Raw genomic sequence first — 26,195 nt, forward strand, 5'->3', positions numbered from 1 at the left:
GGGCCGTCCTCACCCGTCTAGTCGAACAGTGCCGGGAGGGTGCCCTCCCAGGCCTCGCGCAGCTCGTCGAGCGGGAGTTCGCCGAGGCCCTGGATCTCCAGGGCGTTCGACTCCGGGTCGACGACGCCGACCTTGCGCCACGGCAGCCTGCGCGCGGTGCACATGTCGGTGAAGCGCTGCTCCTCGGTGCGCGGGACGGCGACCAGCACGCGGCCGGCCGACTCGCTGAACAGCGCGGTGAACAGGTCGCCCTCGAGGAAGACCCGTGCACCCACCTCGCCGATCAGGCAGGTCTCGACCAGCGTCTGGGCCAGGCCGCCCTCGGAGAGGTCGTGCGCGGCGGAGACCATGCCGTCGCGGGAGCCCGCCACGAGGACCTGGCTGAGCAGCTTCTCTCGCTGGAGGTCGGCCTTGGGCGGCAGTCCGCCCAGGTGGCCGTGGACGTGGTGGGCCCACTCCGATCCGCCGAACTCGTCGTGCGTCTCGCCGAGCAGCAGCAGCGTTTCGCCGGCTTCGGCCCCGATGCCGGTGGGGATGCGGCGCCGCACGTCGTCGATGACACCGAGCACGCCCACGACCGGCGTCGGCAGGATCGCCGTGGAGCCGGTCTGGTTGTAGAAGCTGACGTTGCCGCCGGTCACCGGGATGCCGAGCTCCGCGCAGCCGTCCGCGAGGCCCTTCACGGCCTGTTCGAACTGCCACATGACCGCCGGATCCTCCGGCGAGCCGAAGTTGAGGCAGTTCGTGACGGCGACCGGGGTAGCACCGGTGGCACTGACGTTGCGGTAGGCCTCGGCCAGTGCCAGCTTCGCGCCCTCGTACGGGTCGAGCTTGGTGTAGCGGCCGTTGCAGTCCGTGGACAGCGCCACACCGCGGCCGGTCTCCTCGTCGATGCGGATCATGCCGCCGTCGCTGGGCTGCGCCAGGACCGTGCCGCCGCGGACGTACCGGTCGTACTGCTGCGTGACCCACTTCCTGGAGGCCAGGTTGGGGCTGGCGGCCATGGTCTTGATCAGCTGGAGCAGGTCGTCCGGCCTGGGCAGGCCGTCCGGCGTGTTCGCCTGCAGTTCGTCCTGGTCCGCGGGGCGCTGGATCGGCCTGTTGTACACCGGGCCCTCGTGCGCGACCGTGCGCGGAGGCACGTCGACGACGACCTCGTCGTGGTAGGTGATGACCAGGCGGTCGCCTTCCGTCACCTCACCGATCTCGGTGGCGATGACGTCCCACTTCGCGCAGACCTCCATGAACGCCTCGACGTCGGCCGGCTCGACCACCGCGCACATGCGTTCCTGGGACTCGCTCGAGAGGATCTCGGCCGGGGTCATCCCGGTGGCCCTGAGCGGCACGCGGTCCAGGTAGACGTGCATGCCGCCGTCACCGGCAGAGGCCAGCTCGCTCGTCGCGCAGGACAGCCCCGCGCCGCCGAGGTCCTGGATGCCGACGACGACGCCCTTCTCGAAGAGCTCCAGCGAGCACTCGATCAGCACCTTCTCGGTGAACGGGTCGCCGACCTGCACGCTCGGAAGCTTCTTGCGCTTGGCGGTGCCGGTTCCGGAGTCGTCGAACGTCTCGCTGGCGAGAACGCTGACGCCGCCGATGCCGTCGAGGCCGGTGCGCGCGCCGTAGAGGATGACCTTGTTGCCGGTGCCGCTCGCGTGCGCGAGGTGCAGGTCCTCGGTGCGCATCGCACCGACGCACAGCGCGTTGATCAGCGGGTTGCCCTGGTAGGACTCGTCGAACACGACCTCGCCGCCGATGTTCGGCAGACCGAGGCAGTTCCCGTAGCCGCCGACCCCCGCGACGATCCCGGGCAGCACGCGCTTCGTGTCGTCCGCGTCCGGCCTGCCGAACCTCAGCGGGTCCATGACCGCGAGCGGCCGCGCGCCCATCGCGAGGATGTCCCGGACGATGCCGCCCACGCCCGTCGCGGCGCCCTGGTAGGGCTCGACGTACGACGGGTGGTTGTGGCTCTCGACCTTGAACGTGACGGCCCAGCCGTCCCCGATGTCCACGACGCCGGCGTTCTCGCCGATGCCCGCGAGCATCTTGGCGCGCATCTCGTCGGTCGTGGTGTCGCCGAAGTACTTCAGGTGCACCTTGGACGACTTGTAGGAGCAGTGCTCGCTCCACATGACCGAGTACATCGCCAGTTCGGCGTCGGTGGGGCGGCGCTTCAGGATCTCCTTGATGCGCGCGTACTCGTCGTCCTTGAGGCCCAGCTCCCGGTAGGGCTGCTCCTGCTCGGGTGTCGCCTCGGCGTTCTTGACGGTGTCGATCACGCGTTCACCACCGTGTCGAGCAGGGACAGGAACATGCCCAGTCCGTCGTCCGTGGGGCCGGTGAGCGCGTCGATGGCGTGCTCGGGGTGCGGCATGAGGCCGACGACGTTGCCCCTGGCGTTGGTGATGCCGGCGATGTTGTTGCGACTGCCGTTGGGGTTCTCGCCGACGTACCGGAAGACGACCCTTTGGTTGTCCTCCAGCTCTTTCAGCGTGTCCTCGTCGGCCTGGTAACCGCCCTCGCCGGACTTCAGCGGTACGAGGATCTCGGCGTTCAGGTCGTACCGGCCGGTCCACGCGGTGCTGGTGTTCTCGACCTTGAGCCACTGGTCGCGGCACACGAAGTGCAGCTTGTGGTTGCGGGTCAGCGCACCGGGCAGCAGGTGGGCCTCGGCGAGGATCTGGAAACCGTTGCAGATGCCGAGAACAGGCATCCCCTTGTTCGCGGCCTCGATCACTTCCTGCATGACGGGCGCGAACCGCGCGATGGCGCCGCACCGCAGATAGTCGCCGTACGAGAACCCACCGGGCACGATGACCGCGTCGACGCCCTTGAGGTCGTGATCACCGTGCCAGAGCGGCACGGCCTCCCCGTCGGCGTACCTGACGGCCCGCTGCGCGTCGACGTCGTCGAGGGTGCCGGGGAAGGTGATGACACCGACCCTCATGCCTCGACCCTGCGCACGGTCCAGTCCTCGATCACGGGATTCGCGAGGAAGGTCTCGGCGATCTTGGCGAGCGTGGCGTCGTCGACGTCGTCGGCGACCTCCAGCTCGAAGTGCTTGCCCTGACGGACGGCGGTGATGCCGTCGAAGCCGAGACGAGGCAGCGCGTTCGCCACCGCCTGGCCTTGGGGGTCGAGGATTTCGGGCTTCGGCATGACGTCGACGACGACTCGGGCCACGACAGACTGCTCCCGGGTTTGGAGGGGCTGGCGGTACCTCGGGAGCCTATCTGACCTGTGCGTTCATCCTCCCGACACGTGTTCGGGGGCACAGCGGGGGTGGTCCACCTTCGGGTGAACGAGCTTGCCTCGGCGGGACCGTTTGGTAGAGTGGTGTCAGCCGAGGCCCGTAAGCCAAGGAAGTGTACCCAGCCCACGTCCGGACGGTCGACGGCTGGGTATCGCGCTTTCTAGGGGTAGTCCAGGTCGACGATCGATTCGACGATGGGCATCACCCGCTCCCGCCACTCACCGCCGGAGCCATAGCACCAGGCCGCGAAGTCCGCGATCCACAGCAGTTCATCGTTGCTGCTGCGGCAGTGCTCGTAGACGAGGTTCGTGGACAACGCGACGTGGCCGAGAGCCGTACGGATCGTCAAGAGGTCGTGCTGGTCCCGTTGGGCACGTGAATCAAGCACGAGCCGATGAGCACCGGCCTCCAGCAGATCCTCGACGAGCCTCCTGATGCACGCTTGGCGCGCCGGCTCGTCACCCTGATCACAGCTGCGCTTGTACAGCCGAACGGAGACCCGCTCCTCCACCATCCGGGACGCGATCGCTTTGCGGCGACTGGGGGTCTCCTTCTTGCAGTGCAGCTCTTTCTGACCCGGCATGAGCAGACAGCGCAGGGCCTTGCGGAACTTGTGCAGCCGGCCGGGCGGCACCAAGGCCACCGCCAGCAGATACGTGTTGTTTCGCCGCGACTCGTCGACGAAGGCATGCAGACTCACGGAACGTCCATCGGCCAGTTCCGAACAACAGTTCACCAAGTCCAACTGATCGGGTCCGAACGACTTCACATTGGACCTATTCCAACGAGCTATTTCGCCGAAAGCGAGACCGGTGGCAGCCGAGCCCGATCGGACGGATGCTGGGGATCATGAAGATCCTCGTGCTCGGCGGAACCGTGTTCCTCAGCAAGGCCATCACGTCGGAGGCCGTCCGCCGCGGCCACGACGTGGTCTGCGCTGCCCGCGGTGCCTCCGGCGGGGTGCCAGAGGGCGCGCGTCTCATCAAGGTCGACCGGGACAAACCCGGTGCGTTCGACGCGTTGGCCGGCGAGCAGTTCGACTCGGTGATCGACGTGTCGAAGTACTCGGTGAACTGGGTGCGGGACGCGCTGGAGGCGTTCGGGGGGACTACGCCGCACTGGACGTTCGTGTCGAGCATCTCCGTCTACGCGGACCATGCGACCGGTAGTGACGAGTTGTTGCCGCCGCTGGAAGACGACCCTTCCGAGGAGTTCACCTCCGAGCGGTACGGCAGCGTCAAGGTGGCCAGCGAGAACGCCGTCCGCGAGGTGATGGCGAGCCGCGAGTTCATCGTCAGGGCCGGGCTCATCACCGGGCCGGACGACCCGAGCGACCGGTTCGGGTACTGGCCCGCGCGGATGTCGCAGGGTGGGCGCGTGGTCGTGCCGGACAGTCCTGACCTGGGGTTCCAGCACATCGATGCGCGTGATCTGGCTCAGTGGATCGTGTTCGCGGCCGAGGAGCGGGTCACCGGCACGTACGACTCGACCGGGCCCGTCATGCCGTTCCAGATGGCCATGGGGGAGATCGCCGGGGCGACGGCTCCGGCGGGGACGCAGCTCGTGTCGGTGCCGGAGAGCGTCCTCGAGGATCTTGGCGTCAACCCGTGGGCCGGGCCTCGGTCGCTGCCCCTGTGGTTGCCGGCGGCGTGGGCCAAGATGGTCGGCCGCGACGTCAGCAACGCGCTGGCGAACGGGCTGCGGGTCAGGCCGCTGGCCGAGACCGCGCTCGACTCGTTGGAGTACGAGCGCGGCCTCGGGGTGGACCGGGCCCGGAAGGCCGGGCTCACGGCAGCCGAAGAGCAGGAAATCCTTACAGCAGTGAGTTGATCTGCGCGGCGACGAGGTCGATGCGCACGCCCTGGTTCGGGCAGCCGCCGAAGTGGTGGAGCCCGATCACCTTGTGCGTGCGCCTCGACAGCACGGGTGAGCCGGACGAGCCGCCCTCGGTGTCGCACATGTAGCTGATGTCGGACTGCGAGGAGCTGCCGTTCACACGTACGGCACGCACGACGCAGTAGCCACCGCCGTTGTTGTTGTCGCGCAACGACAACTTCTTCAGCTTCCCGGCCGGGTGGCCGACGATGTACATCTCCTCACCCACGGCCGGAACGCGCGCGTCCAGTTCGAGGTAACCGAACGAGCTGATGGCCGCGAAGTTGTTCACGGTGAAGAGGGTGTAGTCGAGTGCGGCGCTGTACTTCAGCACCGACGCCGCCAGCACCTTCGTGACGGTGGCCGAGGCCGTGCCGCCGCAGGTCGGGCACTGGTAGTTGAACCACACCTCGATGCCACTGGTGCTGGTGAAGCAGTGTTCGTTGGTCAGCATGCGGTTGTTGGGGCCGACCCGCCACGCCGTGCACAGCGAACTGCCGTTGCGCAGCAGCTTCGCCACGGACGCGGTCTTGCCCCACTCGGTCGGGTTGCTGGACTGGTAGCAGACCGCGTCCTTGTAGTCGTTCGTGCCGCAGATGCTCTGCACGGACGGCTGCGACGACATCTCGGCCTCGGTGTAGCCGCGCGTGAGCTTGTCGATCCGGACGCGCGACAGCGGGTTCGTCACCGAGACCAGAGCGCGGTCACCGGTGATCGACATGGCCCAGAAGCCGGACGCGTCGAGCGTCGCGGTCAGCGAGGACTTCAGATCTCTCGTGTACGTGTACTTCTCGGTGCCGTCAGGGTTCGACACCGTGAGCACGTCACCTGGCAGGATTCGCAGGTCCGTGAAATGCAGCTTCACGTATCCGGACCCCGGTCGTTCGATCAACGTCGAACGATTCGTGCCACCCACGCGGACTGAGACGGATTCCTCAGTTCCGATTTCCTGCGTCTGCGGCGACGAGGCCTCAGCAGGCGTAGAGGTGGTGGTAGCAGGGACGATGGTCGTCATCGGCAGGGCAAGTGCCAGTGCCGTGAGGAGTTGCAGGGTTTTCCTCATGCCTTTTGATACTTCCGACGTCACCTGACCGTGTCAGCCCGCCGAACGTCGGTAATGGAGGATTTCGTGAAAGTTGTCCATTTCGGTCATGCCTGCGTGCTGCTGGACTCGGGTTCGACGCGGATCCTGATCGATCCCGGCACGTTCTCCGCAGGGTTCGAGGACCTCACGGACCTCGACGCGGTGCTGGTCACGCACCAGCACTTCGACCACATCGACGCCGAGAAGCTGCCCGCGCTGCTCAAGGCCAACCCGCAGGCGCAGCTCATCGTCGACGAGGGCACGGCGCCCACCGTCGAGAACCCGACCGTCGCCCGGCCCGGTGACGTCTTCGAGATCGGCGACACGACGGTCAAGGTCACCGGCGGCGAGCACGCGCTGATCCACCAGGACATCCCGATCGTGCCGAACGCCGCCTACGTGATCGGCGACGGCGCGTTCTACCACCCCGGCGACTCGCTGTTCGTGCCCGACGAGGACGTCGACGTGCTCGGACTGCCCGCGGGTGCGCCGTGGCTGCGCACCGGCGAGGCCGTCGACTTCATGCGCGCGGTGAAGCCGCGCGTCGCCGTGCCGATCCACGAGAAGACGCTGGCGAGCCCTCAGATGGCCGTCCGGTTCTTCGAGATGCTCAAACCGGACGGCACCGAGGTCAGGCTGCTGACGCCAGGCGAGGCGACGGCAGTTTGACGTAGGTGGTCGGCACGGCGTCGTGAGCGAGAGCGATGTCCACGGCGTCGAGCACGGCCTGCCGCGCACCGGGTCGGTGCAGGTCACGGGCGTCGACGGTGATCCGGGTCAGTCCGCCGCGCCGCGCCGACCTGGCCGCCGCGTAGACCAGCGCCAGCGACCGCAGCTCACCGAAGCTGCTGCGTTCGGTCAGCGCGTGCAGGCGGCCCAGCGTCGCGAGTCCGCTGCCGATCTCGCGGACGGCGTGCGCGTCGGCGCAGCGCTGGAACCGGTGCTTGGCCAGCGCGATCAACGTGCCGGGTGACGCCACGATTCGCCGTGGGGCGAACGTGTCGATGTTGAGGCCGATGGCGTCCATCTGCATTCGGGCGCCCATCAACAACAACCCGGCTTCATAGGCCGGCAGCCGCCGTTGGCCGAGGCCGTGCAGCACGACGGCATCACCGAGGGAGGCGCGCTGCCGCACCCATTCCTGCGCCTTGCCGAGCTCGCGAGGTACTATGAGCAGCGACAACGGCACCTGCCGCGGGTCGAGGGCCGCGGCGAGATCAGCGCATCGGTCGAGGTTCTGCGGACCGATGCCGGACAGAGAGACCACGAGCTGTGAGTGCACCGTATGAGTGCGCCATGCCGTGGTGACATCCGTGTGAAAGCAGAGCTAACTCAGGCGAGCCAGTCAGCGAAGGACCGGCCCGTGAGCCGCTCGTACGCCTCGATGTACCTCGCACGGGTGGCCTCGATGACGTCCGCGGGCAGCGGAGGCGGCGGCACGTCCGACTTCCGGTCCCAGCCGGACTCCGAAGACGTCAGCCAGTCGCGCACGAACTGCTTGTCGAACGACGGCTGCACCCGACCGGGCTCGTAGCCCTCGGCCGGCCAGTAGCGCGACGAGTCCGGCGTGAACACCTCGTCCGCGAGGATCAGCTCACCGGAGGCGTCCAGCCCGAACTCGAACTTCGTGTCCGCCAGGATCAGGCCGCGCGTCAACGCGTACGCGCGCGCCTCGCTGTACAGCTCGATCGTCCGCTCTCGGAGCTTGGACGCCAGCTCGACACCGTGCTTCTCGGCGATGACGTCGAACGACACGTTCTCGTCGTGCGCACCGATCTCGGCCTTCGACGCGGGCGTGAAGATCGGCGGGTCCAGTTCGGACGCCTCGACCAGCCCGGCCGGCAGCTCGATCCCGCACACCGCACCGGTCGCGGTGTAGTCGGCCATGCCGGAGCCCGTCAGGTAGCCGCGCGCCACGCACTCGACGTCGACCATCTGCAGCTTGCGCACCAGCAGCGCGCGGCCGCGGACCTCGGCGGGGATGCGCGGGTCGTCGAACGCGACCAGGTGGTTCGGGGCGAGCCGCTCGAACCAGAACACGCTCATCGCGGTGAGCACGCGCCCCTTGTCGGGGATCTCCGAGCTCAGGATGTGGTCGTACGCCGAGATGCGGTCCGATGCGACGAACAGCAGCAGCTCGTCGTCCACGTCGTACAGGTCGCGAACCTTGCCGCGGGCGACGTGCTGGTAGTCAGCAAGCGTAGGCACGCTGGTCAGCCTACGTGCCCCTGTTTCGGCGACCGATGTACACCCCGCACCTCTACAGATCAAGCGAAAAGAAGCTTAAGGTGCACCCGTGTTCACCAGAAAGGCCCTGTGGATCCCGGCTTTGGCCAGTGCGGCCCTGCTGATCGTGCTGGGCATCGCCGGGTGGAGCTTCGACTCCAGCCCGATCTCGTCCCCCTCGTCCGGCGGCTCGCCGAACACGAGCACGACCCAGTCGGTGAGCATCGTGCCGACACCGGACGTCGCGGACATCTCGGTCAAGACAACGTCGTCATCCACGACCACCACAACCCCGACGACGAAGACCACGCAGCCGAAGCCGCCGCCCGTGCAGCAGCCGCCGGCACAGCAGCCGACGACCAGCGAGACCCCGCCGCAGCGAGGGGTGTTCGTCGCTGAGAACGCCACGTGCAGCCCGGAAGGCGCTCGCGGCATCGACATTCTCGACAGGGAATTGGTCTGTCGCAAGGATCCCAGCCGCGGCGACCGCCTGCGCTGGCAGAAGGTCTAGGCGCGCCACTCCAGCACGTCGATCTTGTCGCCGACCGCGATGGCGCCGGTGGTCACGACCTGCGCCTTCATCCCGAACGTCACCCCGCCGTCCGGATCACGACGGTAGGTCGCAAGCGTTCGAATCGGCTCGGGACCGGCCTTCAGCCCCGTCTCCTGATCGACCATCGGCACGGCGCACCGCACGCAGTCCTTGGCGTAGGCCAACTCCACGTCACCGATGGCCGCGCGCCGCACCCGGTCCTCCGTGTGCGGTTCCGGCCAGCCGGACACGACCACGTTGGGGCGGAAGCGGTTCATCGGCACCGGCTCGCCACCACGCTCCAGGATGCGCTCGTTCAGTCCGTCCAATGAGGACAGCGAGAGCACCAGCAACGCGTTGCCGTCCGCGTAGCCGACGACTCCGGTGGTCTCACCGGTCGTCTCGCGGTGGATGTCCGGCGGCGTGCGCACGAGCCGCACGGACCTCTTCAGAGTCGAGGAGAAGGCTTCCGCCGCCTCGTCACCCTGGTCCACTCCGGACCCGTGCCACGTGTGCACGACGACCGGCACCCGAGGTCCGTCGGCGACGATCGGGAAGTGCGCTCCACCGAGGTGCAGCGCGGAGTCCGTCAGGTACGGGTGGATCGCCGCCATCTCCGGGACCTTGCGCTGCGACAGGAACACCCCGTCGTCGTCGACCAGCATCATCATCCGGTCGCCGAGCAGCCCCGTCGGCTCCACGGCGCGGGATGCGACGGAGAACCCGCCGCATCCCTTGATCGGGTGGACGACCAGGTCGGACACGATCACAGGATCGGCTCCGGCTCGTAGGCCGGGTACTTGTCGACGACCGCGGCGACCTGCTCGACGATGGCCGCGACCTGCGCCGACGCCACGCCGGTGAACGACAGGCGGTCGGCCAGCAGCGCGTCCAGGCCGGCCTTGTCGAGCGGCAGGCGCGAGTCGGCGGCGAGCCGGTCCAGCAGGTCGTTCTGCGCGAGACCCTGCTCGCGCATCGCCAGCGCGACGGCCACCGCGTTCTCCTTGATGGCCTCGTGTGCGGTCTCACGGCCGACACCCGCGCGCACGGCCGCCATCAGCACCTTCGTCGTGCCGAGGAACGGCAGGTAGCGGTCCAGCTCACGGGCGACGACGGCCGGGTACGCACCGAACTCGTCCAGCACCGTCAGGAACGTCTCCAGCAGCCCGTCGAACGCGAAGAACGCGTCCGGCAGCGCGATCCGGCGGACGACCGAGCACGACACGTCGCCCTCGTTCCACTGGTCGCCCGCGAGCTCGCCGACCATCGACAGGTAACCGCGCAGGATCACCGCGAAGCCGTTCACGCGTTCGCACGAGCGGGTGTTCATCTTGTGCGGCATCGCGCTGGACCCGACCTGGCCGGGCTTGAAGCCCTCGGTGACGAGCTCGTGGCCCGCCATCAGCCTGATCGTCTTCGCCACCGACGACGGCGCCGCGGCGAGCTGCACGAGCGTCGAGACGACGTCGAAGTCGAGCGAGCGCGGGTAGACCTGGCCGACGGACGTGAGCACGCGCTCGAAGCCGAGGTGGCCCGCGACCGTCCGCTCCAGTTCCTGCAGCTTCTCGGGGGTGCCGAGCAGGTCGAGCATGTCCTGGGCCGTGCCGACCGGGCCCTTGATGCCGCGCAGCGGGTAGCGCGCGATCAGCTCGTCGAGGCGGGAGAACGCCACCAGCAGCTCGTCCGCGCCCGTCGCGAAGCGCTTGCCCAGCGTCGTGGCCTGCGCGGCCACGTTGTGCGAACGACCGGCCATGACGAGGTCCGAGTGCTCGGCCGCGAGGCGCGCGAGGCGGCCGAGGACGGCGGCGACCTTGGAGCGGATCAGCTCCAGCGACCGCAGCACCTGCAACTGCTCGACGTTCTCCGTCAGGTCGCGCGAGGTCATTCCCTTGTGGACCTGCTCGTGACCCGCGAGCGCGTTGAACTCCTCGATGCGCGCCTTCACGTCGTGCCGCGTGACCCGCTCGCGCGCCGCGATCGACTCCAGGTCGACCTGCTCCAGCACGCGCTCGTAGTCCGCGATCGCCGTCGCCGGAACCTCGATGCCCGCAGCGGCCTGGGCCCGCAGGACCGCGAGCCACAGCTGGCGCTCCAGCACGATCTTGTGCTCGGCCGACCAGAGCGTCGCGAGCGACGTGGAGGCGTACCGACCTGCGAGGACGTTGGCGATGCGGGGCTTCGTCACGCCCTCAGATTAGTGCACGTCGTGGTCACTCCCACGTGATGCTCGGGTCCATGACCAGCGCTGTGAGCACCGGCACTCGCACCGGCACGCTCTGCCGCAGCCCCTGCCCGGTCGTCGGGTTGTAGTTGTAGGAGGAGATCCTCACGGTGTAGCCGTTCTGGAACGTCCGCACCGCCATGGACGCCGTGAGCTCGGAGCCCTCGGTGCGCTCGATCTCGGTCACGACCGTCCCGTCGCCCTGCGTCACGTCCCTGCACGCCGACGCGCCCTGGCAGTAGACCTTCGAGCTCTCCTGGTTCTTGCCGGCGACCACCTCGAGCGCGGTCGGTCCGATCATGTCGGTGAAGCCCAGGTAACCGCTGTAGTCCGGATCTCCCGGGCGCTTCGTCTCGGTCGTCGAGGTGTACGGCGGGTACCTGAGGCTCCCCGTGCGGAAGCTCGCGTAGACGTCCTTGTGGCCGGTCATCCGCTCCACGCTCGCCGCGAGCACGTCGCCGATCCGGCGGGCCTTGCGCTCAACGTCCACGGTCGGTGTGGCCGGGACGCTCGACTGGGTCTCGGCGCCGAGACGGGCGTCCTGGTCGCGCGGCAGCAGACCGGGCAGCGAGAACGACGCCACGGCGATCATCGCCGTAGCCACGCCCACAGTGACCAGCGCTCGTCGACGACTTTTTTTCTGCTCGACCCGCCTGATCAGGGTGTCGGGATCGAAGTCCAGGGGCGGCTCGTCCCAGACGGCCAGCAGCATTCCCTCGCGGATCTCCTGCTCACTCACGACGCGACCCTCCCCGAACTGCTGTCGAGCTTCTCCACGATGGTGCGCAGCGTCGCGAGGCCACGCGCCGTCTGGCTCTTGACCGTTCCCTCGGTGCATCCCATGGCGACCGCCACCTCGGCGACCGGCAGGTCTTCGAAATAACGCAGCACGAGCACCGCCCGTTGACGTGGCGGCACCTGCAACAGCGCGGTGTGCACGAGCTCACGCGCCCACAGCTTGGCGCTGGTCGTGTCCGGGTCCACGGTGGCGTCGGCGGCGTCGGGCAGCTCTCCGTCGCGCTGCTCGGCTCTCCGCCACGGCCTGCGCTTCTCGTCCAGCCAGGTGCGCAGCAGCACCTTGCGGGCGTAGGCGATCAGGTTGTCCAGGTCCTTGATCCGCTTCCACGCCAGGTACATCTTCATGAGGCTCGACTGCATCAGGTCTTCCGCTGTGTGCCAGTCGCCACAGAAGAGGTACGCAGTACGTCGCAAAGACGCGGCATTGGCTGCCGCGAATTCGCGAAAGCCCTGTTCGTCGGCCTTGCGCATGCGTTCCCCTCTCGCGTCCTCAACCAGGGGAACGCATCGGAGGAACGCGGGGTTGCATCACGCGTGACGCGAAAGAGCCGAACGGAGCATCCTGCCCGCGACGCCACGCGGGTCCGACCGGAGCTCGATGAACGAGTTGACCACCGAGCCGTCCACGATGGCCATCATCTCCTCGACCCCGTCGCTGTCGATGTCACGACCGGTTCGGGCGATGACGTCGGCGATCAGCTCGCGCAGCTCGGTCGACAGCACGCGCATCACCGGCCGCAGATACGGGCGCCGGCCGGTGGCGACGAGGCGTTCGTAGCGCAGCAGCACCGCTTCGAGGTCGGTCATGCTCTCGCCGATCAGCAGGTCGAGCACGAACTCGACGAGCTCGTCGTCGGTCATCTGCTCCCGGATCTCCGAGAGTCGTTGCCGGAAGAGCGCGAGCTCACTGCGGCCGTGGAACTCGACGGCCGCGGTGATCAGCTCGTCCAGCGAGTCGAAGTAGTACGTGGTCGACGCGAGCGGCAGACCTGCGCGTTCGGCGACCGCGCGGTGCCTGACCGCGTCGAAGCCGCCCTCCGCGAACAGGCCGGACGCGGCCTCCACGAGCGCCTGCCGCCTGCGCTCGCCCTTGGGAGTTGCTGCCGTCATAGTCGAGCCAGGGTACTCGGCGGACGGTCAGAACTTGGGGGCCAGTACGTCCGCGAACCGCTTGGCCTGGCCTTTCAGCTCTCCGTCGCCCTCGGTGAACACGTAGAGGTCCTGGCCCTTCGCGGTCTCCCGCTTCTCCGCGCCGGCCGGGGCGTCGAACGACTGAGGCGTGACGATCGCGGTGATCGTCAGTCCGTCGATCTTGAAAGCGGCCGAACGGGAGTCGGTCGAGCACGACAGCGTGGGCGTCTCGGCGGAGGTCGGTGAGACCGAAAGCTCGTCGGCGAGGGCGTCAGCGAGCTCTCGGTCCACACCTGCACAGCCCTGCACTGTGCCGTCACTGGTACCAAGACCAGTGCTTCCCGGTGTCGACACGTCCCCCTGCGTGGACTTGCCTTCACCGGAGAAGTTCGTGGGAGGAGGTTGTGCCTCCATCAGGGTCATCGGAGATTCTGCCGCGTTGTCCTGCTTCTGCCCAGGACCCGCGACGTTCGCACCGCCCGTGTCCTGACTTACCCAGCTGTTCGCGGCGAAAACCCCGCCGAAGCCGAGCACCACGACGAAGGCGGTGCCGGCGGCGATCGAGTTGCGCAGGCGCACGGTGGCGCGGTGGGAGGCCTTGCGCACGTCGCCTGCGTCGAAGGACGCCGGTGGTGCGTCGTGTGCGGCGTCGCGGAACAGGTCCGCGAGCTTCTGCTCGTCCATCTACGGCCTCCTCTCGCTGGTCACGACGCCGGTCGCAGGTCGTCGATGGTGTCGCCCAGAGCTTCCCTGAGCGCTGCCAGCCCGCGCGCGGTCTGACTCTTCACAGTTCCTTCCGAGCACTTCAGCGCCTCGGCCGTGGCCGTGACGTCGAGGCCCTCGAGGAACCTCAGCACGAGCACGGCCCGTTGCCTGGGCGGGACTCTGCGCAGACCCTTCATCAACGCCTCGCGCGTCGCGACCGTCTCGCCGATCTCGTTGTCCGTCGTCGGTGACTCGGGCATCTCGTCGGTGAACTTCTCGCGCCGCCACGGACGGCGTGACTCGTCGATCACCGCGCGCACGACACTGCGTCGGACGTAGGCGTCGAGAGCCTGCTTGTCCCGGATCTTCCGCCACCTCCTGTGCAGTGCCACGAACGCCGTCTGCGCGAAGTCGTCAGCGCGGTGCCAGTCGCCGCACAGCAGGTATGCCGTTCGGCGCACGGCCTCACGGCGAGCCACGAAGTACTCCGCGAACTCCTGCTCGTCGCGCTGATCCACGCGGACTGCTCTCCGCTCGTTCCTCGAGTTGCACTGACAGGACGGAAACCGGGTCACCAACGGTTGCACGAACCATCCACGAGAGCTACATCACCCCCTCGGTCGTTCACCTGATGTGATGTGATCGAGGCTGTGACCCCCATTGACCTGCGCTCGGACACCGTCACCAAGCCCGGCGAGGCCATGCGCCGGGCGATGGCCGCGGCCGAGGTCGGCGACGACGTCCTGGACCACGACCCGACCATGGCCGCCCTCGAGGAGCGGGTGGCGTCGTTGCTCGGCGTCGAGGCCGCCCTCTGGGTTCCCTCCGGTTCGATGGGCAACCTCATCGCGCTGTACCTGCACCTGTCGCGCGGGGACCGGTTCCTCGCTCCTCTCGGCGCGCACGTGCTGGACGCCGAACTCGGGACCGCCGCGTGGCTGGCCGGCGGGATGCCGCACGCGCTGCACGACGTGTCTCCCGAGGCGGTGCTCGCCGCGGCCGGGGGTGAGTCGCCCTACTACGGGCTGCGCACGACGTTGCTCTGCCTGGAGAACACGCACAACGCGTCCGGTGGCACGGTGACCACCGTCGACGAGCACGCCGCCCTGGTCGCCGCCGCCCGGTCCGCGGGGCTCGCGGTGCACCTCGACGGGGCCCGGCTGTGGAACGCGTCGGTCGCGCTCGGGGTGCCGCTGCCGTCGTTGACGGCCGGGGTCGACACGGTGCAGGTGTGCCTGTCGAAGGGGCTCGGCGCGCCGGTCGGTTCGGTGGTGGCGGGCTCCGCGTCGTTCGTGGTGGAGGCCCGCCGGGTGCGGAAGATGCTGGGCGGCGGAGTGCGGCAGGGCGGTGTGCTGGCGGCCGCGGGTCTAGTCGCGCTCGACCGGATCGACCTGCTGGCAGCCGATCATTCCAATGCCAATGGATTGGCTTCCGGGTTGAGGGCGCTGGGCTGGGAGGTGGACGAGCCCGCCACGAACATCGTGCTGGCGTCGGTGCCCGACCTGGACAAGACGCTGCTGTCGCTGCGCGACGTCGGTGTTCTGGCCAGTCCCATGTCAGGCAAGGTTCGGTTCGTGACGCACGGCGACGTGGACTCGTCCGACGTCGCCGAGGTGCTTCGTCGCCTGCGAGAGGACGTCTAGATGCGCTGGATCGTGTTCGACTTCGGCGAGGTCATCAGCCAGAGGAACCCTGCACGGCCCGCGATGGCTGCCCGGCTCGGGGTGTCGTTCGACGACTTCGAGGCCGTCTACTGGGACCGGGACGCGTACGACCGGGGCGGGTCCGACGCCGACTACTGGGGGCGGATCGGTTCCGCGCTCGGGGTGCCGCTCGACGACACGCTCGTGCGTGAGCTGACCGCCATGGACAACGCGGGCTGGCTCGACGACCCGGTGCTGCAGACCGTCGCGTTGATCGAGGACCTGTCCGCGCTGGGGGTGCCGCTGGCGTTGCTGTCGAACGCGCCGTCGACGTTCGGGAGGCTGGCCGAGAAGACACCGTGGGCCAAGCACTTCCGGCACCTGATCTTCTCGGGTGACCTCGGCTGCGCGAAGCCGGACGCGGCGATCTGGGCGCGTGCGGAGGCCGTGATCGGGTCGCCGGACCTGATCTTCTTCGACGACCGGCTGTCCAACGTGGAGGGTGCGTTGATCGCGGGCTGGGACGCGCGCCTGTGGACGTCAGCCGCTGCTGCGCGTGCCGAGCTCCTTGCGGAGTTCGGCGATCTCGGTCCTTAGGTTCCGGAGTTCCTGCGCGGTCTCGAGCTCTGCTTCCTCGACGCCGCGCAGTTTCTCCACGAGCCAACTGGCGATCGTGCCGGTGATGACACCGAGCAGCGCGATGCCGCCGACCATGAGCAACCCGGCGACGAGCCGCCCCTCACCCGTGACGGGGTAGCGGTCGCCGTACCCGACCGTCGACATGGTGGTCAGCGTCCACCACAGCGCGTCGCCGAACGTGGTGATGCTGGCGTTCTCCGCGTGCCTTTCCGCATCCAGCACCGCGAGGCTCGCGCAAAACGCGACTATTGCCGTCACGCCTGCGACGTAAATGCTGACGCGTTGCCTGATCTTGTGCTGGAACTTCTTGTTCAGCAACGTGATGACGGTGATCAGCCTGAGCACCCTGAGCTGCCGCACCATCGGCAGAACAACCGCGGCAAGATCGAAAAGATGTGTTCTCAGGAACTTCAGCTTGTTCTGCGCCAGCGTGACCCTGGTGATGAAATCCGCCGCGAACAGCGCCCAGACCAGCCACAACGCGATCTCCAGAGGCACGTGCATGGCCCCGTGATCGTCGAGAACCTGCCACGCGTAGGCGGCGAGGAACACTCCGGCGAGCGCCGTCAACGGCCACTCGACCTTTCGCTCCCACCGCTCGAGGCGGGCCTCGTTGGCTAACAACACCGCCTCATGGTGAGTGGTGCGTTCGCATTAATCCAGACTCATCGCCTGGATTTGATCGCACCGTAAGCCGCGGTGCCTGCGAGGAGTAGTCCTCCAATCACAGCGAGCCAGAAAAGACCTTTCACCACGGCTCCGACGACGGCCAGCACGATCCAGATCGCCACCAGCCACCCGATGATCGCCCACATAGGACCTCCCCTTCCCTCACGCTGTGAACGTCCGGCGACGCTGTTTTGTTGCTCGTGGGTCAGAGCCAGGCCTTCAGGCGTCGCAGGGCCTCCTCGACGTCCTCCGTGGCGCCCGCGAACGACATGCGCACGAAGTGGTGCCCGTCCACCGGGTCGAAGTCGATGCCCGGCACGATCGCGACCCCGGTGTCGGCCAGCAGCCGCTTGCAGAAGTCCATCGAGTCGTCCGTCAGGTGCCGCACGTCCGCGTACACGTAGAACGCGCCGTCGGCCGGAGCGAGCTTGTCGATGCCGAGGTCGGTGAGGCCTTCGAGCAGCAGGTCGCGGTTCGCCCGGTAGCGCTCGAGGTGCTCGGCCGTCTCCGCGTACGAGTCCTCGTGGAACGCCTCGACCGCCGCGTACTGCGCCAGCGCGGGCGGGCACAGCGTGAAGTTGCCCGTCAGGCAGTCCACGGCCCTGCGCAGTCGTTCCGGCAGCAACATCCACCCGAGTCGCCAGCCGGTCATCGCGAACGCCTTGGAGAACGAGTTCACGACGATCGCGTCCCGGCTGGTCTCCCAGGCGCACCGGAGCGGCTCGCCGTAGCTGATGCCGTGGTAGATCTCGTCGCTGATCAGCTGCACGCCGTTGGTGCCGCACCAGGCGGCGATCGGGTCGACGTCGGCGACGGTGCCGGTCGGGTTGGCCGGGCTGGCCACGATCACGCCCTTGAGCCCGGGATCGAGCATCTCGACCGTGGGCTGGAAGCGCGTCTCCGGCCCGCACGGCAACTCGACGACCTCGCACCCCAGCGCCTTGAGGATGTTGCGGTAGGCCGGATATCCCGGCCGTGCCAGCGCCACCCGGTCGCCCGCGTCGAAGGCGGCCAGGAACGCGAGCGTGAAGGCGCCCGACGAGCCCGTGGTCACCACCACGTCGTCCGCCGACACGTCGAGGTCGTACTGCCTCTTGTAGTGCCCGGCGATGGCCTGGCGCAGTTCGGGAATCCCGAGTTGCTCGGTGTAGCCCAGCGAGTGCTCGTCCAGGGCCCGTGCGGCGGCCTCCCGCACCGGGCGCGGCGCGGGACTCGACGGCTGTCCGGCCGCCAGGGAGATCACGTCGCCGTGCGTCCGCTGCCTGAGCGCGGCAGCGGACAGCACGTCCATGACGTGGAAGGGCGGGACGTCGGCGCGGGCGGCCACGGTCAGCATGACGTCAGGCTAACCACAGGTCAGTACCCCTGGTATCCGCCGCCCTGGGACATCGCCTTCAGGCCCGGGTGGCCTTCGAAGCCACCGTAGCGCGAGAAGGTGTAGCGGACGCCGGCGACGATGTTGTCGATCGGATTCCAGATGTCGTCGTGGCCGGGCAGCTTGTGCGCGTTGAACGTCGAGTCGATGCACTGCATGAGGCCCTTGGAGGGCGTGCCGGCCTGGGCGTTGGAGTCCCAGAGGTTGATGGCGTGCGGGTTGCCGCTCGACTCCTTCTCGATGATCTTCCAGATCTCGTCGATGTTCTCGTCGGTGACCGGGATCCCGTTGGCCTGGAGGATCTTGATGGCCTCGCGGATCCACTCCTCGACGTTGCCGGGCGGTGGGCTGCCCGAGGGCGGGCCGCCGCTGGAGCCGAGGCCGCCCGCGCCGCCGCCCTCACCTCCGCCGCCTCCGCCACCACCACCGCCGGAAGCGCCACCTCCTCCACCACCGCCACCGCCGCCGTGGTTGGTCGCGGCTGGCGCGGGTGCGGGCTGCGCGTCCGATGTGGACGAAGGCTTGGTGGACTCGTCGGGTGGCGGGGTCGCGGTCCATTCGACGGGCTTGCCCGGGGCCGGGGTGAAGGACTGGGTGTTGGGGTCCTCGAGCGCCGAGAACTTCGGGGTCAGTCCGCCGGGGCGGCCCTTCAGGGTGCCTGCGGCGGAGTTCACCGCGCTTTCCGCCTGGGAGACAACGGGCCGGGCGTCACCCGTGGCCTCGGCGCAGTAGCCGCGGATGAGGCTGTCGACGTCCTCTTGTGGCTGGTTGCGGAGTTGCTGACGGGCCTGCCGGGCGCGGCTCAGCAGGTCTTCGCAGATGCGGCTCATCGAGGTCTTCGCGGTTTCCAACGCGTTCGCGGCCGCCTCCAGGTCGGTCGCGGCGTTGGTGAGCGCTTCGGCCATCGAGGTGCCGCACTTCGTGACGTTGGCCATGTAGGCGACGAAGCCGTCGGCGGACTTGCCTTCCCAGGCGCCGTCGAGCTGTGCGACGGACCGCTGCACGACGTTCGTCTGGTCGCCGCACTTGCCCGCTGCCTGCTTCCAGCGGTTCGCGATGTCGCGCACGGCCTGGGGTTGGGCGGTCTCGATCTTGTCCGCGAGAGCCGCCAGGTCCGCGCCACCCGGCAACGCCGCGACTTCGTCCATCGCGCTCACGTCAGACCGCCTTCAGGGAGTTCTTGTTGGTTTCCTCGATGTCCGCGACGTTGGTCTGGACCGCGTCGAGCGCGCCTTCCACCTTGCGCAGCACCTTTTCGGCCGCCTCGAACTCCTGCACGCCTGTCTGGTCCATTGCGGACACCGCGCTGGAGATCGCACCGGAAGAACCGAGTTTCCCGAAAATGTCCGGATTGCCGTACTGGCCGGAAAAGCCGTCACCGATCGCGCCGAATTGTCCGGCTTGGCTGCTCACGGTCGTTCGGCACTGTTCCATGGCTTCAGTGTTCAACTTGGTCGGAGCCATGCGCTTACCCCCTAAAACGTCTACTCGTCGACCCTAGAACGAAGTGCGGCGGGCGTTGCGCCGATTCGCTCTTTCGAGACGACGATGCCCGCCCGTCGAGTTCGACGGACGGGCACGTACGGGGGTTCCGTGATCAGACTTCCTGCAAGAGCTCCCAGATCGATCCGGCGAGCCGATGGTTGTCGACCGGCGTGATCGTGCACCACTGCCGCCCGTCACTGCTCGGTTTGAGCTGACGGAGATAACGCCCGTTGTGCGTGTCGTGGAAGGAAACGACACGACCGGCACGCCGCCCGTTGCGCTGCACCCCGAACTGCCCACGCGTCGACATGCCGTCGAGCATCCCGGCGAGTTCCTGCGCGTCACCGAGCCGCATTCCCCGCCGTTCCAGCATGGTGATCATCCGCTGCGCGTCGAGCCCGACGTCCTTGGCGGCGGCCACCAACTCGTCGTAGGGCATGCTGGTCGACCGCCCGAACCCGGCGGGCATCTCACCGGCGACCGACACCGCGGCCTCGGCGAGAGCCGTGCCCCGAGCCTCGATCAACCACATCTCGTCACGGTCCTGCACCGCCAGGATCGCCTCGTCCCCGATGGCCGCCGCGAGCCCGCTGATCTGCCGGTCGGCCCAGATCCACAGGTCGATCGACACCTGGTGGTTCGCCAGCAGCGCGAACCCGTCGGCGAGCTCGGGCACGACCCGCCCGTTGCTCGCCAGCCCGCGCGCCTCCAGCGACTCCCAGGCCCGTTTCACCACCTCGGACTTCTCCGTGTGGGTGACGGAGGGAATCCGCGTGTCGAGCGCGACGTGCGCGGCCGGGAGGCGTTGCGCCTCCCAGACCACGGCGAACTCCACTGTGGACAGAACCACAGAACCAGGTGAGCTCAAGGGATCTACTTGTCCTTCGGGTCTTCGCCGATGACGGACTGAACCACCATGCGGTCATCACCGAACATCTCGTCGGAGTCGACGCCGTACTTGCGCACGTGCTCGCCGTCCTCCTCGCCCTCGCTCCTGGCACCACCGGCGGCAGGCGACATGAGCGAACCACCACCCTTGCCGGCCGCACCACCCTTGCCGGCGGCCGCGGGACCTCCGCGACCGGCATCGGGCCCGACACCGCTGGCACCACCGGGCGTCATCGCTGCACCCGGACCCTTGCCCGCGACGCCGGTACCGCCGGCGCCACCAGGTCCTGCACCTGCACCTGCGCCGCCTGCGCCGGTCTTGCCGCCTGCGCCGATCGTGCTGGGCGCGCCCTTGGGACCGGTGGGGGCGATGGGCGTCTTGGGAGCCTGGCTCGGTCCGCGTCCGCCGCCGACCACCTGCGCGCCACGAGCACCAGTCGCGCCGCCGGCGAGACCGGCCGCCCCGAGTGCCGCGGCCGCCGTGCCGAACGACGGGACGCCGGAGGGCTTGGGCAGGCCGAGGCCGGCCGCGACCGGAGTGCCTGATCCGGCGCCGGGGAGGACGCCGGTGGCGTTGCCGGGGGTGCTCGGGGTCAGACCTGGCGTGCCGGTGAAGCCGGGGGAACCCGGGCTGCCTGGGCCGCCGGTGTAGCCGGGGCCGCCGGTGATGCCGGGAGGGCCGCCTGCGGGCGTGCCGACCTGGGGGCCGACGGGAGTGGCGACCGCGCCGCTGGCCACGACGATGTCCGGCGGCGGGGTGGGTACGCGGAAGCCGTCGAGCGAGTTCTGGCTGTTCCGGACGTAGCCGTTGAGGCTGTCGATGGCCTGCTGACGAGCCGCGTTGGTCGCCGCGACCTCCTTGGCGTGGTCGGTCTCGACACCGAAGAAGCCGCCGACCTTGTCTCCGAAGTTCTGCTCCGTGTCACCACGAAGGTTCTGCGGAGGAGGCGTGCTGTGGCGGGCCTGGCTGGTGCTCTCGCCCTGCTGCGTCATCGCCTGGGAGCTCTGATTGGACGCCTGGCTGCCGTCGTCGAGCCCAGCGGCGACCACTTCGGTCTTCGACTGGCTCTTCTCGGCGGTGGCGCCACCCCACTCGATCTTGAGCGCCCTGAGCTGGTCCCTGATCGCCTGGTCGACCGTTTCCAGCGTGTTCGCGAGTGAGCGCAAGGCCGCTGACGCTTCGCCGAACTTCGCGGCGACCTGGGTGCCCGAGAGCTTCTGGACCTCGTTCGCGAGATCCGCGTTGGACCAACCGTCGAAGTTCCAGTCAGTGAGCTGCCGATAACCCGACATGGCTCCCCCTCACTTCAATGTCTTGAGAGTCGCAAGCGCCAAACCAGCGGCCTTCTCGGCCTTACCGCACAGGACCGCCTGGTCCTTTTCGTCAGTCGTCTTCGGGATGTAACTGACCATCAGCTGCTGTCCGTCCGCGACGTCGACCGAGATCGAGCAGTCGAAACCACTTCCGCCGGACAACTCGATCTTGGCGGCGCCGTAGTCAGCGACCTTCGTCGCCGTGACGGTGACGTTTCCCCCGCCGGTGAACCAGTAGTCGACGCCTTTGTGCGTGACCGCGCCGATCGTGTAGGTGAATCGGCCGGAGTTGGAGTAGTGGCAGCTGGGCGATTCCGCGCCGTCGACCAGATCGAGTTTGGTGGCCCTGGTGTCGAGCGTGTCGATCTGCTGCATCTGGGCCTGGGTCAACAGCTTGCACGGATCGACCGAGCTCAGCGCGAGGCTCGCCGGCCGGGCGGGCATCTTGCTCGTGGACGAGTCGTTGCCCGAGGAACCGGTCGTCGCGACGGGAGTGGCAGTCCCCTTCTCGCCATCACCGGTGCAGGCCGACAGGGACACGAGCGCCGCCGAAAGAACAACGGCAGCGACTACCTTGGAAGTGCTCATCTTCACGATTTCGGCCTGAACGTCGCCTGGATCTCTTCTTCGGTGAATCCGTACTGCTGAGCCGACTCCCTCAGCTGGTCGGAAAGGCCTTGGAGAACTTTCATGTATTCCTTGATCCGATTGGCGTACGAGTCGTCGTGGTAAACCAGACGATCGTTCCAGGCGTTCACGATCTCCGACGTGACCACACCGTCGACCGACTTGATGCGCAACTTGTCGATCGTGTCGTCGTACACCTTGGACAAGGCCTGCCACTGCTGTTCGATGACCTTGCCCGCCTGCAGGACGGTGCCCTTTTCGACGTGGAACTTCTGGGTGCCCCCGCTCGCCAGACCCATGGTGACCCGGTCCATGACCGCGTTCGCGGCCATCAAGGCGCTGGCCGCACCGCCCACCACGCCACCGACCGCCGCAGCGGCACCGAGAACGGCGTCCGCCCCCACGTTCTCCTGTGTCACGACGTCATACCCCCGTACGGTTGGTAACGGTCCGGTCCCGCTTCGCAGGCTACCAACGCCCACGTAAGAGCGACCTGTAGTTGGACGAAGACCACCCTTCGTCGGTTCCACATCACGCTCAGTGTCGTACCTGTTGGCACAGTGCGCACACGTGCACGGTCCGCGACTGAATACCCATCGCCGACGTCGAACAATCGGCGTACCAAATTGATCATCACGGCTGTCGTTGAGCAGATCGCGGCAGGCGATCGGACAGGGCACAACAAGTCGGGTGAGAACGCGCAGAGCCCCATAGCGTTGACCACGTGCTAGAGCGACTCAACGAAGCCATGGCCCGCATCGAGGAAGACCTCGAACAAGAGGTCGACGTCAAGGTGCTCGCACGCATCGCGGGCACCAGCGAGTACCACCTGCGCCGGATGTTCAGCGCTCTGGCGGGCATCCCGCTGAGCGAGTACATCAGGCGCAGGCGGCTGACCAAGGCGGCGAACGAGGTCCTCAGTGGACGGAGCTCGCTGCTCGACATCGCCGTCAAGTGGGGTTACGGGTCCAACGAGGCCTTCGCGCGGGCCTTCAAGGCCATGCACAAAATTGGGCCTCAGGAGGCTCGTGCTGACAAGAAAGTGTTGCAGTCGCAGCAGATTCTCACGTTCAAACTTGTTGTGGAGGGGAGTACGAGCATGGAGTACCGGGTTGTCGAGAAGGACGCGTTCCAGGTTGTCGGCAGGGGGACGCGGGTGCCGTTGGTGCACCTGGGGATGAACCCCGCGATCGTCGAGTTCGTGAAGGGCATCGGGATGCCGACGCTCGACCGGATGAAGGCGCTCAGCGACGGGGAGCCCGGCGGGATGCTGGCGCTCACCTTCAACCAGGAAGGGAATCAGGAGGGCGACATGCTCGACTACTTCCAAGGGGTGGTGACGAGCAAGGAGGCGCCGGAGGACATGGAGACCCTCCCGGTTCCCAAGAACACGTGGGCTGTGTTCACGGCTACTGGGCCCTATCCCGAGACCATTCAGTACATGTGGCGGGACGTGTACACGCAGTGGTTCCCGTCCAACAGCTACGAGAGTGTTGAGGGGCCGTCGATGTTGCGCACGCAGATCGACGGGGATCAGGCCACTGCCGAGTTGTGGATTCCTGTCACCAGCTGAGGACGAGGCGTTCCATCACGTCTCGTAGTTCCAGCACGGACAGCCAGTTCGACGGGATCACGGCGACGCCGTCGCGGGCGCCGAGGATGTTGCCGCAGATCGAACCCGTCGAGTCGCTGTCACCCGAGTGGTTCACGGCTACCCGGAGCGCCGAGGCGAAGTCGGGCGCCACCAGTGCGGCGTGCAGGCCGATGGCGAGGGCTTCTTCGCCCACCCAGCCGCCGCCCAGTTCGGAGGCGATCTCCTCCGGGGTCAGCTGGCCCAGGCCCATCACCTTGTCCAGCAACGAGGTCTGCTCCTCGTGGCCGTCCCAGCGGACCAGTTCGGCGCGGGCCACACCCACCGCCGTGACCAGGTCCGCGCCGGCCAGCAAGGCCTGCACGATCACTGCCAGGGCGCCCGCGGACAAGTAGCCGCTCGGGTGGTGGTGGGTCATCTGGGCGGTGCCGACGGCCAACGAAAAAACTTCGCGCACGTCCGACGACCAGACGGCCACGGGGGCGGCGCGCATCACGCCGCCGCAGCCCTTCGAGTCGTTCTTCTCGTTGTGCTTCAACGCGGTGATGCACGTGTGGCCCGGCGCGCGCCGGGAGTGCAGGCGCTGGTCCGCCATCAGCCAGCCGTCGTTCAGAACCAGTGGGCCGCCCTGCGTGTGCAGCCAGCGCCCGTAGGCGGCCCGCACGGTCAGCAGCGGGTCCACGCCGTGCTGACGTGCCAGCAGGAGGCCTTCCAGCGTGAACAGCACCATCTGGGTGTCGTCGGTGATCTCCAGCGACGGCAGGTCGACGACACCCGCGGGGCCGTGCTGGTGGCGGATCGTGTCGATCGACGAGAACTCGATCGGCGCGCCCAGGCCGTCGCCGACGGCCCCGCCCAGCACGCACCCCAGCAGGCTCACGGCAGGGTGATCTTGCCGTCGATGGCCTTGGCCGCGATGTCGGAACGGTGGTGCGAGCCGGTGAGGTGGATGTCCGCGATGCGCTTGTAGGCGCGGTCGCGGGCCTTCGACAGCGACTTGCCGGTGCCCACCACGGACAGGACGCGGCCTCCGGTGGAGACCACGGCGCCGTCCTCACGGCGGCGCGTGCCCGCGTGCAGGACGCCGTCGGCCTCGGCACCGGTGATCACGTCGCCGGTGCGCGGGCGGTTCGGGTAGCCCTCGGCCGCGACCACGACCGTCACGGCGTAGCCGTTCTCCCACTCCAGAGCCGGAAGTTCCGACAGCGTCCCGGTGGAAGCCGCCAGGAACAGAGCCGAGATCGGCGACTTCAGCAGCGCCAGGACCGACTGGGTCTCCGGGTCGCCGAAGCGGCAGTTGAACTCGATCACCTGCACGCCGTTGGACGTCAGCGCCAGGCCCGCGTAGAGCAGGCCGACGAACGGCGTCTCACGGGCGCGCAGCTCGTCGACCACGGGCTGGACGCACCGCGTCACGATCTCGGACACCAGGCCCTCCGGCGCCCACGGCAGCGGCGCGTAGGCACCCATGCCGCCGGTGTTGGGGCCCGCGTCGCCGTCGCCCACGCGCTTGAAGTCCTGCGCCGGGATGAGCGGCACGACGGACACGCCGTCGGTGACGCAGAACAGCGACACCTCCGGACCGTCCAGGAACGACTCCAGCAGCACCGGGTGGCCGCCGTCGAGCAACGTCATGGCGTGCGCACGAGCGGCCGCCAGGTCCGACGTCACCACGACGCCCTTGCCCGCGGCGAGACCGTCGTCCTTCACCACCCACGTCGGGCCGAAGCGCCCGAGAGCGGCGTCCAGACGGGCCGGGTTGTCCACGACCTCGCTGTGCGCGGTCGGCACCCCCGCCGCGTTCATGACGTCCTTGGCGAACGCCTTGGACCCCTCGATGCACGCGGCCTCGCGGGACGGGCCGAAGCACGGGATGCCGAGGGCCCTGACCGCGTCAGCGGCCCCGACCACCAGAGGTTGTTCGGGGCCGACGACGACGAGATCGGCCTTCCACTCCTTCGCGAGGCCGGCGACGGCCTGAGCGTCGGACACGTCCACGCCGTAGATCTCGGCGTGCCCGGCTATGCCTGCGTTGCCCGGCGCGCACGCCAAGGCAGACAGCTTCGGGTCGCGCGACAACGCGAGGACAAGGGCATGCTCACGGGCTCCAGACCCGATGACCAGGACGCGCACGAGGCC

31 protein-coding genes are annotated in these 26,195 nt (G+C 68.2%); 6 read left to right on the top strand and 25 right to left on the bottom strand.

The window, feature by feature from the left end:
• Positions 1-17 precede the first annotated feature (17 nt).
• From purL to PV646_RS09290, 4 genes are all read right to left on the bottom strand, one after another.
• Positions 18-2,279: a phosphoribosylformylglycinamidine synthase subunit PurL gene (gene purL / locus PV646_RS09275; RefSeq protein ID WP_500341020.1), complete on the bottom strand. Its 2,262-nt coding sequence runs from the start codon at positions 2,277-2,279 to the stop codon at positions 18-20.
• Positions 2,276-2,947 carry a phosphoribosylformylglycinamidine synthase subunit PurQ gene (gene purQ / locus PV646_RS09280; protein WP_500341021.1) on the bottom strand — a complete coding sequence of 224 codons (672 nt, stop codon included), beginning with the start codon at positions 2,945-2,947 and terminating at the stop codon, positions 2,276-2,278. The genes purL and purQ overlap by 4 nt, the downstream gene beginning before the upstream one ends.
• A complete protein-coding gene (gene purS / locus PV646_RS09285) occupies positions 2,944-3,183 on the bottom strand; it encodes a phosphoribosylformylglycinamidine synthase subunit PurS (RefSeq protein WP_030465889.1) in 240 nt (79 codons plus the stop codon). Before purS ends, purQ begins: the two co-directional genes overlap by 4 nt.
• Before the next feature lie 230 nt (positions 3,184-3,413).
• Complete coding sequence (locus PV646_RS09290) at positions 3,414-4,022, bottom strand: hypothetical protein (RefSeq protein WP_500341022.1); 609 nt, start codon at positions 4,020-4,022, stop codon at positions 3,414-3,416.
• 80 nt (positions 4,023-4,102) lie between these two features.
• On the opposite strand from PV646_RS09290, the gene PV646_RS09295 reads away from it, so the two are divergent.
• Positions 4,103-5,083 (top strand): NAD-dependent epimerase/dehydratase family protein, encoded by a 981-nt coding sequence (locus tag PV646_RS09295; protein ID WP_500341023.1) that lies wholly within the window; start codon positions 4,103-4,105, stop codon positions 5,081-5,083.
• On the opposite strand, the gene PV646_RS09300 is transcribed toward PV646_RS09295, so the two are convergent.
• Complete coding sequence (locus tag PV646_RS09300) at positions 5,067-5,993, bottom strand: trypsin-like serine peptidase (protein WP_452250595.1); 927 nt, start codon at positions 5,991-5,993, stop codon at positions 5,067-5,069. The two genes, PV646_RS09295 and PV646_RS09300, sit on opposite strands and share 17 nt — an antisense overlap.
• A gap of 264 nt (positions 5,994-6,257) precedes the next feature.
• Between PV646_RS09300 and PV646_RS09305 the strand changes: the two genes are divergently transcribed.
• Positions 6,258-6,881, top strand: coding sequence for an MBL fold metallo-hydrolase (locus PV646_RS09305; RefSeq protein ID WP_500341024.1), 624 nt, complete (start codon positions 6,258-6,260; stop codon positions 6,879-6,881).
• Here the strand turns inward: PV646_RS09305 and PV646_RS09310 are convergent.
• Positions 6,844-7,479: a hypothetical protein gene (locus PV646_RS09310; RefSeq protein WP_500341025.1), complete on the bottom strand. Its 636-nt coding sequence runs from the start codon at positions 7,477-7,479 to the stop codon at positions 6,844-6,846. The genes PV646_RS09305 and PV646_RS09310 overlap by 38 nt on opposite strands.
• A 65-nt stretch (positions 7,480-7,544) precedes the next feature.
• Entirely contained in the window at positions 7,545-8,429 is an 885-nt protein-coding gene (locus PV646_RS09315) for a phosphoribosylaminoimidazolesuccinocarboxamide synthase (RefSeq protein WP_500342344.1), read from the bottom strand.
• A 79-nt stretch (positions 8,430-8,508) separates the two neighbouring features.
• Here PV646_RS09315 and PV646_RS09320 point away from each other — a divergent pair, with 79 nt between their 5' ends.
• A complete protein-coding gene (locus PV646_RS09320) occupies positions 8,509-8,949 on the top strand; it encodes a hypothetical protein (protein WP_500341026.1) in 441 nt (146 codons plus the stop codon).
• Here the strand turns inward: PV646_RS09320 and PV646_RS09325 are convergent.
• The 7 genes from PV646_RS09325 to PV646_RS09355 are packed head-to-tail and all read right to left on the bottom strand — an operon-like array spanning position 8,946 to position 14,343.
• Entirely contained in the window at positions 8,946-9,734 is a 789-nt protein-coding gene (locus tag PV646_RS09325; RefSeq protein WP_500341027.1) for an MOSC domain-containing protein, read from the bottom strand. The genes PV646_RS09320 and PV646_RS09325 overlap by 4 nt on opposite strands.
• A gap of 2 nt (positions 9,735-9,736) precedes the next feature.
• Positions 9,737-11,155: an adenylosuccinate lyase gene (gene purB, locus PV646_RS09330; RefSeq protein ID WP_500341028.1), complete on the bottom strand. Its 1,419-nt coding sequence runs from the start codon at positions 11,153-11,155 to the stop codon at positions 9,737-9,739.
• Positions 11,156-11,180: 25 nt separating this feature from the next.
• Positions 11,181-11,930: a hypothetical protein gene (locus PV646_RS09335; RefSeq protein ID WP_500341029.1), complete on the bottom strand. Its 750-nt coding sequence runs from the start codon at positions 11,928-11,930 to the stop codon at positions 11,181-11,183.
• Complete coding sequence (locus tag PV646_RS09340) at positions 11,927-12,460, bottom strand: SigE family RNA polymerase sigma factor (protein WP_030477787.1); 534 nt, start codon at positions 12,458-12,460, stop codon at positions 11,927-11,929. The genes PV646_RS09335 and PV646_RS09340 overlap by 4 nt, the downstream gene beginning before the upstream one ends.
• Before the next feature lie 57 nt (positions 12,461-12,517).
• Positions 12,518-13,099, bottom strand: coding sequence for a TetR/AcrR family transcriptional regulator (locus tag PV646_RS09345; RefSeq protein ID WP_500341030.1), 582 nt, complete (start codon positions 13,097-13,099; stop codon positions 12,518-12,520).
• 27 nt (positions 13,100-13,126) lie between these two features.
• Positions 13,127-13,804, bottom strand: a complete 678-nt coding sequence (locus tag PV646_RS09350; protein ID WP_500341031.1) for a hypothetical protein — start codon at positions 13,802-13,804, stop codon at positions 13,127-13,129.
• Positions 13,805-13,824: 20 nt separating this feature from the next.
• Complete coding sequence (locus tag PV646_RS09355; RefSeq protein WP_500341032.1) at positions 13,825-14,343, bottom strand: SigE family RNA polymerase sigma factor; 519 nt, start codon at positions 14,341-14,343, stop codon at positions 13,825-13,827.
• Positions 14,344-14,475: 132 nt separating this feature from the next.
• Between PV646_RS09355 and PV646_RS09360 the strand changes: the two genes are divergently transcribed.
• On the top strand, positions 14,476-15,468 hold the full coding sequence (locus tag PV646_RS09360) for a GntG family PLP-dependent aldolase (protein WP_500341033.1): 993 nt from the start codon (positions 14,476-14,478) through the stop codon (positions 15,466-15,468).
• A complete protein-coding gene (locus PV646_RS09365) occupies positions 15,469-16,065 on the top strand; it encodes an HAD-IA family hydrolase (protein ID WP_500341034.1) in 597 nt (198 codons plus the stop codon).
• On the opposite strand, the gene PV646_RS09370 is transcribed toward PV646_RS09365, so the two are convergent.
• The 9 genes from PV646_RS09370 to PV646_RS09410 all read right to left on the bottom strand — a co-directional run bounded on the left by PV646_RS09370 (position 16,009) and on the right by PV646_RS09410 (position 22,947).
• Positions 16,009-16,734, bottom strand: coding sequence for a potassium channel family protein (locus PV646_RS09370; protein ID WP_500341035.1), 726 nt, complete (start codon positions 16,732-16,734; stop codon positions 16,009-16,011). The two genes, PV646_RS09365 and PV646_RS09370, sit on opposite strands and share 57 nt — an antisense overlap.
• A gap of 38 nt (positions 16,735-16,772) precedes the next feature.
• Complete coding sequence (locus PV646_RS09375; RefSeq protein WP_030465871.1) at positions 16,773-16,922, bottom strand: hypothetical protein; 150 nt, start codon at positions 16,920-16,922, stop codon at positions 16,773-16,775.
• A 59-nt stretch (positions 16,923-16,981) separates the two neighbouring features.
• Positions 16,982-18,112, bottom strand: a complete 1,131-nt coding sequence (locus PV646_RS09380) for a pyridoxal phosphate-dependent aminotransferase (protein WP_500341036.1) — start codon at positions 18,110-18,112, stop codon at positions 16,982-16,984.
• A 20-nt stretch (positions 18,113-18,132) separates the two neighbouring features.
• Entirely contained in the window at positions 18,133-19,299 is a 1,167-nt protein-coding gene (locus PV646_RS09385; protein ID WP_500341037.1) for a transglycosylase SLT domain-containing protein, read from the bottom strand.
• Positions 19,300-19,309: 10 nt separating this feature from the next.
• The gene (locus PV646_RS09390) at positions 19,310-19,615 is read right to left on the bottom strand and encodes a hypothetical protein (protein ID WP_500341038.1); all 306 of its coding nucleotides are present in this window, start codon (positions 19,613-19,615) and stop codon (positions 19,310-19,312) included.
• Positions 19,616-19,748: 133 nt separating this feature from the next.
• Positions 19,749-20,486 (bottom strand): ESX secretion-associated protein EspG, encoded by a 738-nt coding sequence (locus PV646_RS09395; RefSeq protein WP_500341039.1) that lies wholly within the window; start codon positions 20,484-20,486, stop codon positions 19,749-19,751.
• Between the two features lie 23 nt (positions 20,487-20,509).
• Positions 20,510-21,817: a hypothetical protein gene (locus PV646_RS09400; protein WP_500341040.1), complete on the bottom strand. Its 1,308-nt coding sequence runs from the start codon at positions 21,815-21,817 to the stop codon at positions 20,510-20,512.
• 9 nt (positions 21,818-21,826) lie between these two features.
• The gene (locus tag PV646_RS09405; RefSeq protein ID WP_500341041.1) at positions 21,827-22,426 is read right to left on the bottom strand and encodes a DUF3558 domain-containing protein; all 600 of its coding nucleotides are present in this window, start codon (positions 22,424-22,426) and stop codon (positions 21,827-21,829) included.
• Between the two features lie 2 nt (positions 22,427-22,428).
• Positions 22,429-22,947, bottom strand: coding sequence for a hypothetical protein (locus tag PV646_RS09410; protein WP_500341042.1), 519 nt, complete (start codon positions 22,945-22,947; stop codon positions 22,429-22,431).
• Between the two features lie 242 nt (positions 22,948-23,189).
• Between PV646_RS09410 and PV646_RS09415 the strand changes: the two genes are divergently transcribed.
• Positions 23,190-24,038 (top strand): AraC family transcriptional regulator, encoded by an 849-nt coding sequence (locus PV646_RS09415; RefSeq protein ID WP_500341043.1) that lies wholly within the window; start codon positions 23,190-23,192, stop codon positions 24,036-24,038.
• Here the strand turns inward: PV646_RS09415 and PV646_RS09420 are convergent.
• Together PV646_RS09420 and purD are read right to left on the bottom strand one after the other, a co-directional pair.
• Entirely contained in the window at positions 24,028-24,936 is a 909-nt protein-coding gene (locus PV646_RS09420) for an ADP-ribosylglycohydrolase family protein (RefSeq protein WP_500341044.1), read from the bottom strand. The genes PV646_RS09415 and PV646_RS09420 overlap by 11 nt on opposite strands.
• On the bottom strand, positions 24,933-26,189 hold the full coding sequence (gene purD / locus PV646_RS09425) for a phosphoribosylamine--glycine ligase (RefSeq protein ID WP_500341045.1): 1,257 nt from the start codon (positions 26,187-26,189) through the stop codon (positions 24,933-24,935). Before purD ends, PV646_RS09420 begins: the two co-directional genes overlap by 4 nt.
• Positions 26,190-26,195 lie beyond the last annotated feature (6 nt).

The sequence above is a fragment of the Streptomyces sp. ID05-26A genome (genome assembly GCF_033794685.1).
Classification (GTDB): Bacteria; Actinomycetota; Actinomycetes; order Mycobacteriales; family Pseudonocardiaceae; genus Lentzea.

Excerpts from the sequence above, each read along its gene's own strand:
- purQ (WP_500341021.1), bottom strand. The coding sequence starts at position 2,947 with ATGAGGGTCGGTGTCATCACCTTCCCCGGCACCCTCGACGACGTCGAC.
- PV646_RS09295 (WP_500341023.1), top strand. The coding sequence starts at position 4,103 with ATGAAGATCCTCGTGCTCGGCGGAACCGTGTTCCTCAGCAAGGCCATC.
- PV646_RS09340 (WP_030477787.1), bottom strand. The coding sequence starts at position 12,460 with ATGCGCAAGGCCGACGAACAGGGCTTTCGCGAATTCGCGGCAGCCAAT.
- PV646_RS09345 (WP_500341030.1), bottom strand. The coding sequence starts at position 13,099 with ATGACGGCAGCAACTCCCAAGGGCGAGCGCAGGCGGCAGGCGCTCGTG.
- PV646_RS09350 (WP_500341031.1), bottom strand. The coding sequence starts at position 13,804 with ATGGACGAGCAGAAGCTCGCGGACCTGTTCCGCGACGCCGCACACGAC.
- PV646_RS09365 (WP_500341034.1), top strand. The coding sequence starts at position 15,469 with ATGCGCTGGATCGTGTTCGACTTCGGCGAGGTCATCAGCCAGAGGAAC.
- PV646_RS09375 (WP_030465871.1), bottom strand. The coding sequence starts at position 16,922 with ATGTGGGCGATCATCGGGTGGCTGGTGGCGATCTGGATCGTGCTGGCC.
- PV646_RS09380 (WP_500341036.1), bottom strand. The coding sequence starts at position 18,112 with ATGCTGACCGTGGCCGCCCGCGCCGACGTCCCGCCCTTCCACGTCATG.
- PV646_RS09385 (WP_500341037.1), bottom strand. The coding sequence starts at position 19,299 with ATGGACGAAGTCGCGGCGTTGCCGGGTGGCGCGGACCTGGCGGCTCTC.
- PV646_RS09390 (WP_500341038.1), bottom strand. The coding sequence starts at position 19,615 with ATGGCTCCGACCAAGTTGAACACTGAAGCCATGGAACAGTGCCGAACG.
- PV646_RS09400 (WP_500341040.1), bottom strand. The coding sequence starts at position 21,817 with ATGTCGGGTTATCGGCAGCTCACTGACTGGAACTTCGACGGTTGGTCC.
- PV646_RS09405 (WP_500341041.1), bottom strand. The coding sequence starts at position 22,426 with ATGAGCACTTCCAAGGTAGTCGCTGCCGTTGTTCTTTCGGCGGCGCTC.